Origin of the sequence: Oceanobacillus sp. E9, assembly GCF_001741975.1 — a bacterium.
GTDB classification, from domain to species: Bacteria; Bacillota; Bacilli; order Bacillales; family Amphibacillaceae; genus Oceanobacillus; species Oceanobacillus kimchii.
Genome location: NZ_LSNA01000007.1, coordinates 709,583 through 723,332 on the forward strand (window position 1 = coordinate 709,583; position 13,750 = coordinate 723,332).

The following is a 13,750-nucleotide window of genomic DNA, read 5'->3' on the forward strand; positions in this document are numbered from 1 at the left end:
GAGTCGATGAAAATCGACTCTTTTTTTTGTTATACTAAAGATACATTATGTGGGTAATAAAACCCAGTATATTAGACTAACTATATACATAAATTTTCCAATTTACCTTTAAAACTATGATATTATTCCATATATTACCAAAATTAAATAGCGGAAATTGTCGTCTAGTGTATCTAATTACAAAAAAAGGAAATCATCAGGGATAAAAGACCTAGTTAATTATGGTCATTTTTGTTTCAAATGAAGGAAAATGTCGAAAATACATAGACTTTGTAAAACATTTAACTTAAAATGTTCGTATCAGCATAGGAATTTTTGGGTGTTAAAAATAATGAAGGGGTTGATTAAGAGGTGGATTTATTTTCAGGTACTATATCTAAGTTACAACACTCACTAGATTATTCAACAGCGAAGAATAATGCAATTTCTAATAATATTTCAAATGTAGATACGCCCGGGTACAAATCGCAAAATGTTGTTTTTAAAGATACATTAGAAAATACAATGGCTACGATAGATGCAAAAAGAACGAACGATCGTCATTTGTCGTTTAATCAGTCATTCTCATCTCCTTATCGATATGTAACTAATCACTCTACGGCTTATAACCACAATGGGAATAATGTTGATGTTGATAAAGAAATGGCCGAGTTGGCAAAAAATCAAATCTATTATAACGGTTTGATTGATCGAATAAATGGTAAATTTGGAAGTCTGCAAACCGTGATTAGAGGAGGTAACTAGAATGTCCATATTTAATTCTATGAATACGAGTGCTAGTGGATTAACAGCGCAGCGATTAAGGATGGATATCGTTTCTTCAAACGTTGCTAATGCTCAATCTACTAGAGCAACGATAAATGAAGATGGGGAATTTGAGCCATATCGTAGAAAAATGGTTACTTTACAATCAGATCAAACTCAGTTTAAAAATGTTTTAAAACATGCAACATCTTCTGCGTCTACATCTGCGTCTGGTGTAAAAGCAACATCCATTACCGAGGATGATGAACCTTTTAAATTAGTGTTTAATCCTCAGCATCCGGATGCAAATGAACAAGGGTATGTCGAAATGCCTAATGTGGACCCTTTAAAAGAAATGGTTGACTTAATGAGTGCGACTAGGTCCTATGAGGCGAACATTACAGCTTTGAATGCTAGTAAAGGCATGTTAATGAAAGCATTAGAAATTGGTAAATAGATAAGGAGTGATCGATATGACTATTTCAATTATGAGCAATAATGTCACTCCGATTCAATCAAAAGAATTGGTTAATCAAGTTAAACAATCACCTAGTGAAGTGCAAGCGAATTTTGCTTCTACATTAAAAAATGCGATTGAAGACCTAAACCATATTCAATTAGAATCGGATAAAAAGACAGAAGCATTTGCAAGTGGGAAGATTGACGATTTGCATGATGTTATGATTACTGCACAAAAATCGAGTGTAACACTTGAAACTACTGTTCAGATGCAAAAGAAAGTGATTGACGCATATAACGAAGTAATGAGAATGCAAGTATAACTTAGTGGATATCATTAATTCTTTTAATTTATATGTGTTTAGTGGGGGAAGTATATGAAGGAAAAATTTTTAAAAGGGAAGGATTCCTTAACGACATTTTGGGCTTCCCGTTCCAAAGTTCAAAAGGGAAGTTTCATAGGGGGATTTCTTCTAATCATTTTACTAATAGGTGTAATTACTTTTGCATCGACAAACACAAACTATGTACCACTCTATAACAACTTATCAACGCAAGAAGCTGGTCAAATTACTACCGAGTTAGAGTCTCGAGGCGTTCCTTTTGAGTTAGAGAATGGAAGATCAACCATTACAGTTCCGGAAGAGCAGGTTGATACATTATTGTTAGATTTGGCAGCCATGGGACTTCCAAATAGTGGTAGTATTGATTATTCATTTTTTAGTGAAAACACTTCTTGGGGCATTACAGATAATGAGTTTAACGTAATGAAGTTAGATGCCATGCAAACAGAACTTGCGAATTTAATCAAAAGTGTTGAAGGAATTCAAGATGCACAAGTAATGATAAATGTTCCAGAAGAACCAGTGTTTGCTACGGAGGTAACGGGTGAAGCAAGTGCTTCGATCGTCTTAAATACACAACCGGGATATCAGTTTGAAGGGAATCAAGTAGAAGGACTATATCATTTAGTTTCTAAAGCAGTTCCAAATTTACCGGCAGAAAATATTGTTATTATGAATCAATATTTTGAGTATTTTGATCAAAATACTCAACAAGCGGCGAATCAAGATACATATACACATCAACAAACTGTGAAAAAAGAAGTGGAAAGAGATATACAACGAAGATTGCAACAAATGCTAGGAACGATGGTAGGTAATGAAAATATTGTTGTCTCCGTTACAGCAGACATAGATTTTACGCAAGAGAATCGAACAGAAGAATTAGTGGAACCAGTAGACATAGAAAATATGGAAGGATTACCAGTTAGTTTAGAAACTATTCAAGAATCTTACGTTGGTGAAGGTGCAGCAGAGGCTGGAGCAGCAGGTACTGGTGAGGAAGACGTAGCCAACTATCCAGCTGGTGATAATGGAGACGGAGAGTATGAACTAGATAAAGAAACGATTAATTATGAATTTAATCGAATTCGTCGTGATATTGTAGAAAGTCCTTATAAAGTTCGAGATTTAGGTATTCAAGTGGCAGTGAACAATACGAGAAATGTAAATAATGAGGTAGAGTACCTCTCACAACAAGAGCAGACCTCTGTAGAGGAAGGGATAAGTTCCATTTTAAATTCGATTATTACTTCATCTATCGATGGTGAGTACAACCAAGATTTAGTACCTGATGATAAAACCTCAATCGTATTTCAAGAATTTACAGAAACAACTACACCAGGCTCAGAAGGTACAGCTGGTATTCCAACTTGGTTGTATGTTGTAGCAGGAATCTTACTACTCGTTATTATTGTATTATTGTTCTTCTTAATACGAAATCGAAAAACATCCGAAGAAGTAGTCGATGAGTATGAAGAAATAAATGAGCAAACACCGATACCGGACTTGCCAGAAAAAGAAGAATCAGATGCTACCATCAGAAGAAAGCAATTAGAGAAAATAGCAAAAGAAAAACCAGAGGATTTTGCAAAACTATTGCGTAGCTGGATTGGTGAAGATTAGGAGGATGTGAAGTGGCTAGAACAAAAGGTGCGTTAACAGGAAAACAAAAAGCAGCAATTCTTCTAATATCTCTAGGACCAGACGTTTCAGCACAAGTATATAAATATCTATCAGAAGAAGAAATTGAAAAATTAAGTCTTGAAATTTCTTCGGTTAAAAAAGTTGACTCCAATTTAAAAGAAGAGGTATTGGAACAATTTCATCAAATTGCTTTAGCTCAAGATTATATAACTTCTGGAGGTATTGGTTATGCCAAAACGGTATTAGAAAAAGCATTCGGAAAACAGGAAGCATCTAATATCATTAATCGGTTAACATCATCATTGCAAGTTAGACCATTCGATTTTGCAAGGAAAGCAGACCCTCAACAAGTACTTAATTTTATACAGGGAGAGCATCCGCAAACGATTGCACTTATATTATCTTATTTAGATCCTGAACAGGGTGGACAAATTCTTTCCTCTCTACCGCAAGAATTGCAAGCTGATGTTGCTAGAAGAATTGCGACGATGGACTCAACATCACCAGAAATAATCAATCAAATTGAACAAGTGCTGGAAAAAAATATCTCTTCGTCTGTAACCGAAGATTACACTCAAACAGGCGGAATTCAAGCAGTTGTAGAAGTGTTAAACGGTGTAGACAGAAGTACAGAACGTACAATATTAGATGCACTTGAAATTCAAGATCCTGACTTAGCTGAAGAAATTAAAAAACGTATGTTTGTCTTTGAAGATATTGTTATTCTTGATAATCGTGCTATACAACGTGTTGTGCGTGAAGTAGATAATGAAGATCTTCGTTTAGCATTAAAAGTAGCTAGTGAAGAAGTGAAAGATATTGTATTTCAAAATATGTCAGAACGAATGGTACAAACCTTTAAAGAAGAAATGGAATTCATGGGACCAGTTCGATTACGAGATGTCGAGGAAGCTCAAACTCGTATCGTAGGGTTGATTCGTAGATTAGAAGATATAGGTGAAATTGTAATTGCAAGAGGTGGAGGAGACGATATCATTGTCTAATCAAACAAAACAAATCTCAATCAGATCAATTGAATCCATTGTTCCAAAGCGATTAGAACCCGAACAAACGGAAGAAGTAATTATCCAAAACTTACAACAAAAGATACAAGAAGAGAAAAAATATTTGCAATCACTTCAAGAGAAACAAAATTCGTTAATTCAGGAAACGAAAGAAAAAATTGCTACAGCGCAAGCACAGTGGCAAGAAGAAAAGAAAAAACTTATGAAAGAAACAAAACAAGTTGGTTATCGAGATGGTTACGAACATGGTAAACAAGAAGGCTATGATTCTTACAAAGAAAAATTAATCGAAGTAAATAATATAGTAGACGCAACAATAAAAGATTATCATAGTGAACTTGATAAAAGTACGGAAACAATATTAGGACTATCCGTATTAGTCGCAGAGCGCATTATAGAGAATCAACTCACTGAGCATCCGAGTCAATTTTTAAATATTGTAAAAGCGGCGGTTCATGATATAAAGGGTCAACCAAAAGTATCGATTATTTTACATCCAACAAATTATGAACTAGTTTCCACTCACAAAACGGAATTACAACGCATAATTGGTAAGGATAGTAAACTGGCTATTTATGTAAATGAAGATTTGAAAGAAACAGATTGCTTAATTGAACATCCTTTTGGACAAATTGAAGCTAATATAGATAGTCAACTGACAAAGATTCGTGAAGCATTAATGGATTTCTTGATGGAGACGAAAGCATAATGATAGATCAATATAGAGAAGTTATAGCTAAAGTAGATACGTATAAACGTTATGGAAAAGTAATCAGAGTTGTAGGATTAATGATTGAATCTGAAGGCCCGACGGCTAATATTGGAGAGGTTTGCTATATAAAAACTTCTCCAAATACGGATCATGCGTTATTAGCAGAAGTTGTCGGATTTCGAAATGAAAAAATAGTATTAATGCCTTATACAGAGGTTACTGAAGTTGGTCCGGGTTGCCTTGTTGAAGCAACAGGAAAACCTTTAACAGTGAAGGTTGGCAGAGGATTAATCGGAAAAGTTCTAAATTCACTAGGAAAACCGTTAAATGAGTCAGAAGAATTACCGAAAGGTTTAGCTAATTTTATGACTGAACAAGCCCCTCCAAATCCACTTGATCGTCCGCCAATTCGAACGCCGTTACAAGTTGGAGTAAAGGCAATTGATTCTTTACTTACCATGGGGGAAGGGCAAAGAGTTGGCTTATTTGCGGGAAGTGGAGTAGGAAAAAGTACACTTCTTGGAATGATTGCCAGAAATAGTAGTGCCGATATAAATGTTATTGCGTTAATAGGCGAACGAGGAAGAGAGGTTCGAGAATTTATTGAAAATGATCTCGGTCCAGAAGGACTAAAGAAATCAATTGTTGTTGTCGCAACTTCTGATCAGCCTGCACTAATGAGAATAAAAGGAGCTTATACAGCTACTGCAATTAGTGAATATTTCCGGGATTTAGGGTACAAAGTTAACCTAATGATGGATTCGGTAACTAGGGTCGCAATGGCACAACGTGAAATTGGACTTGCTGTTGGTGAACCACCAACAACCAAAGGTTATACGCCGTCTGTTTTTTCCATTTTACCTAAACTTTTAGAGCGTACTGGAACGAATGCTAATGGAACAATCACTGGTTTTTACACTGTTTTGGTAGATGGGGATGATATGAATGAGCCGATTGCCGATGCGGTTAGAGGAATTTTGGATGGGCATTTTATTCTTGATAGAAAGTTGGCGGAGCGTGGACAGTTTCCAGCAATAAATGTACTGAAATCAATTAGTAGAGTTATGAATGTTATTGCAGATGAGGAACATAAAGACCTAAGCCAAACATTACGCAAGCTGTTGTCTACCTATGAAGAGAACCAAGAGTTAATCACGATTGGTGCATATAAAAAAGGAACCAATCATGAAATTGATAAAGCTATCAGTTTTCAACCTTATATTCAAGAATTTTTAAAACAAGGTATACACGAAAAACGATCGTTTGTTGAAACAATACAAATGATGAAGAATCTACTACATGGAGGGGTGTCCTGATGGTAGAAGTAGTTGGTTTAAATAGAATAAGAGAAATTAGAGAAAACGAGAAGAAGGTTGCACAATCGGCATACAGTCAGTCAATGGAAACATTCGAAAAAATAGCAACGGAACTTTATAACTTGTTACGAACAAAAGAGAGTGCGGAAGCTTCATTTGAATCGTATATTCAAAATACAACTTCAATTGAAAAAATAAAGGAACAAGCTGCCTATATTGAAAAATTAAATCAGCGTATTCAAAGTGTTCAACTTCTCGTACAACGAGCAAGAAATGACATGGAAATAAAACAAGAAAAACTGTCAAATGCTTATGTTGAAGTGAAGAAGTTTGACAAGATTATTGAATTTAAACAAAAAAATGAAATAGAGGAAGCGAAAAGAAAAGAAGCAAATTGGATGGATGAAATGTCCATGCAACAATATTTAAGCCATAAGTCTAGGTGAATATTATGAACAATAATGAAGAAAAGAAAAAAATGAATCCTTTTATCTTGGTGTTATTTGCTGGTGTCATTCCACTATTCGTTGTTGCTATATTAGCTGTTTTTGTTCTAGAAATGGCTGGGGTGGAAGTGGTTGATTGGGCAAAAGAAAAAACAAGTAATGTACCAATTGTTGGTGAGATGATTAAAGAAGATCAACCTACTGAGGAATCCACACAAAAATTAGAAGCTGCACAAGCAAAATTGCAAGAAAGACAAGATGAGATAACGGAATTAGAAAATTCTATTGGAGATTTAGAATCTACTATAAAGCAATTAGAAGATGAAATTCTTCGCCTTGAACATAGGAATGATTCGAATAATAACACTGAAGAAAATCAAAATCCCGAAGAAGATGTTGCGAATGAAATGATTCAATCATTTACCGAGATGAAAGGAAAGCAAGCTGCTCAAATTCTTGAATCAATTGATGATGATCAATTAGTTGTTCGTATACTTACAGGAATGGAACCCGGAGATCGTGGAGAAATATTACAACGTATGACTAAAGAAAAAGCAGCCAGATATACTGAACTCGTCATGGCAACAATGGAGAATGAATAATTAAATCCACAATTGAAAGGAGGTGAAAAAGTGAATGTCATGATGTTGCAAGCAATGCAATCTATGTCAAGTACGCCAAAGTCTGATTCATCTTTAATAAATAAAAAAGTAGAAAACTTTCACAATTTATTAGCGAATACTGATACAAAAAGCAATGGATTATCGATGGACAAAGAAAATGGATTCACTTTAACTGAAAAACTAGTTAATGAAGAAGTTCCTGAAGAATTATTACAATTTCTTCAAGAGACTGATTTATTTGATTCTTTAATGAACCAAGTTCAATTGATGCTCTCTGAAAGTGTAGAAGAAAATAAATCTTTAGTACAAATTCAAGAGTCGGTTGCTGCATTAAATATTGAACAATTAGCTTATAAAATTATCGCTGATCATGATTACTTTCATGCATATGTGGATAAGTTGGTTTCACCAATTAATCTTAGTTGGACGGAAGATATTGTAGAAGTAGCTGGAAATATGAAATCTTTGACGCCGCAGCAGATACAACTGACTGCAATAGAATTACTACAAAATATTTCGAATAAAGGGGATATTCATACGGTTGCCCCGAAGATAGCATTATTGTTAGAGCAGTGGAATCAGCAGTTAAATAATCAACAGATTAAATTACCAGCAATACAACATACACAGAGTTTTATATCTAATCAGGTGAATACTGTTAATGAATTAGAATTAGAAGGAATTTGGTCGAAGCTCTTGCAAGTAAGTGATCAACACCTTCAACAAAGAAATGGACCAAAAATAACATCAACGGATGTCAGCTTGTGGTTAAACAAGATAATTGATTTCGATAAACCACTTACCTATACATCAATGAATCAGTCAGTTCCGATTTCTAAACTAGAGCAATTTTATATTCATTTAAGTACCAATTCTGTAAACCAGGCTCAAGAACACCAGTTGATCGATAAATTCAAACAAATTATACAATCAAATAAATTGCAAAACTTCTGGAATGGAAGTGGTGGACTATCTATTAAGTTAAGTCCACAACAACTGGGTGATATGACGATAAGAATGGCGCAAGTCAATGGAGAAATGACTGTGAAAATATTGGTCTCTTCTATGGCTGCAAAAGAAATGCTTGATTCGAATTTACATCAATTGAGAAATATCTTCTCACCGCATCAAGTAATGATTGAAAAACAGGATGTATTAATGAGTACAAATAGCTTACAAGAATCTAAAGATAGCACCGAAGAGCAACTTAAAGAACAGACGAATGGTTCTAATCAACAAACTGATGAAGATGAAAAAGATACTGGCACACATGATTTTGAAGAGTTTATGGCAGAATTACTCAATGAACAAATTTAGGTAGGTGAAAAAATGACATCAATTGATTCATCTTTATATTTAAATAATCAACAGAAGGTACGCACACCAAGTCAAGAATTAGGAAAAGAAGAATTTTTAAAATTACTGATGGTTCAGTTGCAAAATCAAGACCCAACTAGCCCAATGGACGATTCTCAATTTATGTCACAGATGGCGACTTTTTCATCCTTAGAACAAATGATGAATATGTCCAACTCTATTGAAATGTTAGTAAACAATTCACTCGTATCTCCTGTTCTTCAATACAGTCACATGATTGGAGAAGAAGTCTCCTATATGACATTTGATGAAGAAACAGGGAAAGAAACAGGCGTGGAAACTAGTAAAGTAGTTGGAGTGACTCAAAACCAAGGATGGGCAGTTTTTGAATTAGAAAATGGTGAACGTATTTATGCAGATGCTGTGGTACAAGTCGGGAAATCAAACATTGACGATGGTGAACAAGGTGATGCGGATCCAGATAATGAAGAGGAAAGTGAATAGTAATGGATCATCGTATTTATCAGACAATACCATTTGTTATACCACCAACAAAAACGAGTCAATCTAAGCAACAATCAACTGTCTCGTTTAAAGATGTCCTGCATGAACAAAATCAATTAAAGATAAGTAAGCATGCTTCGGAAAGAATGCATGAACGCAATATTTCAATAGATGATAAGCAATGGGACTTGATCCAAGGAAAGATGCAAGAAGCAAAAGAAAAAGGAGTAACTGATTCTCTTGTTGTTTTAAATGACGCAACACTTGTTGTAAGTACAAAGAATAATACAGTAGTAACGGCAATGAATCGTGATGAATTTGCAAGTAAGATCTTTACAAATATTAATGGAACGATTTTAATTCAAGATTAAGCTGGACCCCATAGGGAAGCTTAATAAACTGCAGAATGACAGACGCAGAATAAAGAATAAAGGGGAAATAATCATGTTACGCTCAATGTATTCAGGTATTTCTGGAATGAAAAATTCACAAACGAAACTAGATGTTATCGGTAATAATATCGCTAACGTTAATACAACTGGTTATAAAAAAGCAATGGTAAACTTCCAAGATATGATGAGTCAAACAACTTCTGGTGCACAAGGGGCAACAGCAACCCGAGGTGGCGTGAACGCTTCTCAAGTAGGTTTGGGTTCAACGATTGGTGCTATTTCTAACATTCACACACAGGGCTTTCAACAAGTTACAAATAACCCATTAGATTTTGCTATTGAAGGTGATGGTATGTTTGTGCTGGTAGAAGGTGTAGATGCCAATGGAGGAACAACGAATATAGATTTAGACAACGTCACAACTGCGTATTCCCGCGCAGGAAACTTTTTCTTAGACGATAATGGAAACATCGTCAATTCTCAAGGACTATATTTAGTTGGTTTTGTTGGTGATCCGCCACAGGAATCAACAATAAATATTCCAGAGACTGCACAAAGCTTCAGTGTACAGTCCAATGGAACGATCAACTATATTGATGCAAATGGAGATACACAAGTGGCTGGTCAAGTTGCTTTAGCCTCTTTTTCGAATCCATCTGGATTGCAAAAAGCAGGAAATAATTTATATTTAGATTCACCGAATGCAGGACTAGCTGATCAATTATATACACCAGAATCTGAGAATCTAGGTTCTTCCGTTGTCAGTGGTTCATTAGAAATGTCAAATGTAGATTTATCTGAAGAATTTACGGAAATGATTACAGCACAACGTTCTTTTCAAGCGAACACACGAATCATTACTACTTCAGACGAAATATTACAGGAACTTGTAAACCTAAAACGATAAAAGGGAGGTAGGGAGTGACGACATTGCTTCGTTACTCCCGCCAAACAGATGATTCATTTAACGAGATTAAATAATGAAAAATTCGTTTTAAATGCAATTTATATTGAACAGATACAATCACTGCCAGATACAACAATTTCATTGATAAACGGTAAGAAAATTGTTGTAAAGGACAATGCTAGTGAGGTACTTCAACAAGTTACAAGCTATTATCAAACGATTGGCTTACAACAATTATCTTCCAAGGTAGGTGAAATAGATGAGTAAACTTATGAAAACAATGATTACTTCTTTAGTAATTTTACTTGCAGGCGCGATTACAGCATTAGTAATAGTTATAAATATCAGTACACCAGAAAAAGTGAGTGGGGAACAATCGATTGATGACATGGTGGAATATTCATTCGAGTCGCCTGAAGTTACCACGGATTTAGAGGATGGTGCCTTTGTTCGTGTCCAATTTCAAATTATTGCTGACAGTAGTGATGCTAAAAAGGAATTAGAAAAACGAGACTTTCAGTTGAAGAATATTTTAATAAAAGAATTGGCGAAAAAGAATAAAGAAGATTTTCAAGCTGGATTAGGAGATATTGAAGAAGCTCTGAAGAATGAATTAAATAATTTAATGACAGAAGGCAACGTTACTGAAGTCTATACGATAAGTAAGATCCTTCAATAGAAGCTAGCTCCTGCTAGGAGGTGAACGTAATACATGGATGAAGTTTTATCGCAGAATGAAATTGATGCTTTATTGTCCGCTATTTCTTCTGGAGAGATGGATGCAGATGAATTGAAAAAAGAAGAAGAAGAGAAAAAGGTTCGAGTTTATGATTTTAAACGTGCGCTTCGTTTCTCAAAAGATCAAATTCGAAGTATATCTCGGATACATGAAAATTATGCTAGAATGCTAACGACATTTTTTGCTACACAATTACGTAGTTTTGTAAATATTTCTGTTACATCTGTTGATCAAGTACCGTATGAAGAGTTTATTCGCTCGATTCCAAAGAAAACCATCCTTAATTTATATAGTATGGAACCATTAGATGGTAATTTGATTATGGAAATTAATCCTAATATTGCTTACGCGTTACTTGATCGTTTACTGGGTGGAAAAGGAAGCACAATTACAAAAGACGGCAATTTAACAGAGATAGAGAAAACATTACTTATGCAAATGTTTGAAAAAGCAGAAGACGCATTAAAAGATGCATGGAGCTCGGTTGTTGATATCGAACCTGTATTAGAAGAATTTGAAGAGAATCCGCAGTTTATGCAAAAGATTGCACCTAATGAGACAGTAGTTGTCGTATCTCTTACAACGATTATCGGAGAAACAACAGGTATGATTAACATGTGTATACCTCATGTTATTTTAGAACCGATTATTCCAAAACTGTCAGTACATTACTGGATGCAGTCAAAATCGAATAAAGATGAACAAGCTTATGGTAAAATGCAGCAGAATTTGAAGAAGACAGAGGTTGAGTTAAAGGCCATTCTTGGGGCAACAACGATATCAATTCATGATTTTCTCCACTTTCAACAAGGGGACATTATTTCGCTTGATCAACCTATTGATGCACCATTACTGTTATCGATATATGATCAACCGAAGTTCTTTGCACAGCCAGGTAAATTCAAAAACAAAATGTCTGTTCAAATTTTAGAAGAAATTAAAGGGGTGAATGAAGATGATGAATGATGGAATGCTTTCTCAAGATGAAATAGATGCTTTACTTAAAGTATCAGAGGATGATTCTGAAACATCAAATGAAGAAACATCACAAGCCTATTTGTCTAGCATCGAGATTGATGCTTTAGGAGAAATTGGGAATATCTCATTTGGTAGTTCTGCTACAACATTATCCACATTATTAAATCAAAAAGTAGAAATTACAACGCCAAATGTAGAAGTAATTGAAAAAGCTGACATTGATAGCGAAGTTACGTTTGAACCTGTCAGTGTACAAGTGAATTACATAGATGGATTTTCTGGTAAGAATGTATTTGTAATAAAAGCGCGTGATGCAGCAATTATTGCTGATATTATGCTAGGTGGAGATGGAACAACTCCAGATGAAACATTGAATGATATTCACTTAAGTGCTGTCCAAGAAACGATGAATCAAATGATGGGGGCGGCTGCAACTAGTATGTCCACTGTCTTTGATATGAAGGTTGATATTTCACCTCCTGAAATTATAAATGGAATTGAAGATAATGCTGATAAGATTGTGTTTGATGAAGATGTATACGTTAAGGTGTTTTTCAGATTAACAGTAGGAGATTTAATAGATTCTAACATGATGCAATTAATTCCATTAAGTTTTGCAAGACAACTTGTGGATCGACTATTACATGCTCCAACAGAAGCTGCTGCTGTATTAGAACTAGAAAAAACAGCTTCAGAAGTTTCACAACCTAAAATGGATCATGGAACCAGGAATGAAGATATAACCCAAACTTACGAAGAACAGCCAATTCAAGAGGAAATAAAAAGAGAAACAAATTATTTAGGTAATTCATCTGTTTCTAGTAATCCAACTGTGCAAGAAGCGGCATTTTCTAATTTTGAAAGTTCTACATTGTCCAAACAAGAACACAGAAATCTAGATATGCTATTAGATGTTCCTTTAAAAGTGACTGTGGAATTGGGGAGAACAAAACAATCAATTAGTGACATTCTTGATTTATCAGCAGGATCGATTATTGAATTAGACAAACTAGCAGGTGAACCAGTCGATATACTAGTGAATGAAAAACTCGTTGCTGAAGGTGAAGTAGTTGTTATTGAAGAAAATTTCGGTGTAAGAGTAACGGATATTATTAGTCCAACCGATCGAATTAAAAACCTAAAAAAATAAAAGATGGAAAGGGAGTTTAAGAATGGGACAACGAATTTTAATAGTGGATGATGCAGCTTTCATGCGAATGATGATTAAAGATATTTTGACAAAAAATGATTTTGAAGTAGTAGATGAGGCACAAGATGGAAACGAAGCAATAGAAAAATTTAAAGAACATAAACCAGATTTAGTAACAATGGATATTACAATGCCAGAAAAAGATGGTATTAGTGCGTTAAAAGAAATTAAACAAATTGATTCAGAAGCAAAGATTATTATGTGTTCTGCAATGGGCCAACAAGCAATGGTAATTGATGCTATTCAAGCAGGAGCAAAAGATTTTATTGTAAAACCATTCCAAGCGGATCGTGTAATTGAAGCTATTCAAAAAGCGTTATCTTAAAAGTGAGTTGAGTAAAGTGAACTTCAATAGAATCTTACTAACATGGGGAGCAGGAATACTTTTTA

The 13,750-nt window shown here is 34.7% G+C and carries 18 protein-coding genes; all 18 read left to right on the plus strand.

Features of this window, described 5'->3' with window-relative positions:
* The first annotated feature begins 351 nt into the window (after positions 1-351).
* The 18 genes from flgB (at position 352) to AQ616_RS13175 (ending at position 13,685) form a co-directional block, all read left to right on the plus strand.
* Complete coding sequence (gene flgB / locus AQ616_RS13090) at positions 352-744, plus strand: flagellar basal body rod protein FlgB (protein WP_069685964.1); 393 nt, start codon at positions 352-354, stop codon at positions 742-744.
* 1 nt (position 745) lies between these two features.
* The gene (gene flgC / locus AQ616_RS13095; RefSeq protein WP_017796666.1) at positions 746-1,201 is read left to right on the plus strand and encodes a flagellar basal body rod protein FlgC; all 456 of its coding nucleotides are present in this window, start codon (positions 746-748) and stop codon (positions 1,199-1,201) included.
* A 16-nt stretch (positions 1,202-1,217) separates the two neighbouring features.
* Positions 1,218-1,526: a flagellar hook-basal body complex protein FliE gene (gene fliE / locus AQ616_RS13100; RefSeq protein ID WP_017796667.1), complete on the plus strand. Its 309-nt coding sequence runs from the start codon at positions 1,218-1,220 to the stop codon at positions 1,524-1,526.
* 54 nt (positions 1,527-1,580) lie between these two features.
* Complete coding sequence (fliF, locus tag AQ616_RS13105; RefSeq protein WP_017796668.1) at positions 1,581-3,170, plus strand: flagellar basal-body MS-ring/collar protein FliF; 1,590 nt, start codon at positions 1,581-1,583, stop codon at positions 3,168-3,170.
* 11 nt (positions 3,171-3,181) lie between these two features.
* A complete protein-coding gene (fliG, locus tag AQ616_RS13110; protein ID WP_069685965.1) occupies positions 3,182-4,195 on the plus strand; it encodes a flagellar motor switch protein FliG in 1,014 nt (337 codons plus the stop codon).
* Positions 4,188-4,925, plus strand: a complete 738-nt coding sequence (fliH, locus tag AQ616_RS13115; RefSeq protein WP_069685966.1) for a flagellar assembly protein FliH — start codon at positions 4,188-4,190, stop codon at positions 4,923-4,925. Before fliG ends, fliH begins: the two co-directional genes overlap by 8 nt.
* Positions 4,925-6,244 (plus strand): flagellar protein export ATPase FliI, encoded by a 1,320-nt coding sequence (gene fliI / locus AQ616_RS13120; protein ID WP_017796671.1) that lies wholly within the window; start codon positions 4,925-4,927, stop codon positions 6,242-6,244. The genes fliH and fliI overlap by 1 nt, the downstream gene beginning before the upstream one ends.
* On the plus strand, positions 6,244-6,690 hold the full coding sequence (gene fliJ / locus AQ616_RS13125; protein WP_017796672.1) for a flagellar export protein FliJ: 447 nt from the start codon (positions 6,244-6,246) through the stop codon (positions 6,688-6,690). Before fliI ends, fliJ begins: the two co-directional genes overlap by 1 nt.
* 5 nt (positions 6,691-6,695) lie before the next feature.
* Entirely contained in the window at positions 6,696-7,292 is a 597-nt protein-coding gene (locus AQ616_RS13130; protein WP_017796673.1) for a MotE family protein, read from the plus strand.
* 39 nt (positions 7,293-7,331) lie between these two features.
* Positions 7,332-8,630, plus strand: a complete 1,299-nt coding sequence (locus AQ616_RS13135) for a flagellar hook-length control protein FliK (protein ID WP_230199342.1) — start codon at positions 7,332-7,334, stop codon at positions 8,628-8,630.
* A gap of 12 nt (positions 8,631-8,642) precedes the next feature.
* Positions 8,643-9,134, plus strand: a complete 492-nt coding sequence (gene flgD / locus AQ616_RS13140; RefSeq protein ID WP_017796675.1) for a flagellar hook assembly protein FlgD — start codon at positions 8,643-8,645, stop codon at positions 9,132-9,134.
* Positions 9,135-9,136: 2 nt separating this feature from the next.
* Positions 9,137-9,505, plus strand: a complete 369-nt coding sequence (locus tag AQ616_RS13145; protein ID WP_017796676.1) for a TIGR02530 family flagellar biosynthesis protein — start codon at positions 9,137-9,139, stop codon at positions 9,503-9,505.
* Between the two features lie 73 nt (positions 9,506-9,578).
* A complete protein-coding gene (flgG, locus tag AQ616_RS13150) occupies positions 9,579-10,433 on the plus strand; it encodes a flagellar basal body rod protein FlgG (protein ID WP_017796677.1) in 855 nt (284 codons plus the stop codon).
* 48 nt (positions 10,434-10,481) lie between these two features.
* Positions 10,482-10,700 carry a flagellar FlbD family protein gene (locus AQ616_RS13155; protein WP_017796678.1) on the plus strand — a complete coding sequence of 73 codons (219 nt, stop codon included), beginning with the start codon at positions 10,482-10,484 and terminating at the stop codon, positions 10,698-10,700.
* A complete protein-coding gene (fliL, locus tag AQ616_RS13160; protein ID WP_017796679.1) occupies positions 10,693-11,112 on the plus strand; it encodes a flagellar basal body-associated protein FliL in 420 nt (139 codons plus the stop codon). The genes AQ616_RS13155 and fliL overlap by 8 nt, the downstream gene beginning before the upstream one ends.
* A gap of 33 nt (positions 11,113-11,145) precedes the next feature.
* Entirely contained in the window at positions 11,146-12,138 is a 993-nt protein-coding gene (gene fliM, locus AQ616_RS13165; RefSeq protein ID WP_017796680.1) for a flagellar motor switch protein FliM, read from the plus strand.
* Positions 12,128-13,300 carry a flagellar motor switch phosphatase FliY gene (fliY, locus tag AQ616_RS13170; RefSeq protein WP_017796681.1) on the plus strand — a complete coding sequence of 391 codons (1,173 nt, stop codon included), beginning with the start codon at positions 12,128-12,130 and terminating at the stop codon, positions 13,298-13,300. The genes fliM and fliY overlap by 11 nt, the downstream gene beginning before the upstream one ends.
* 22 nt (positions 13,301-13,322) lie before the next feature.
* A complete protein-coding gene (locus AQ616_RS13175; protein ID WP_017796682.1) occupies positions 13,323-13,685 on the plus strand; it encodes a response regulator in 363 nt (120 codons plus the stop codon).
* Positions 13,686-13,750: the final 65 nt, after the last annotated feature.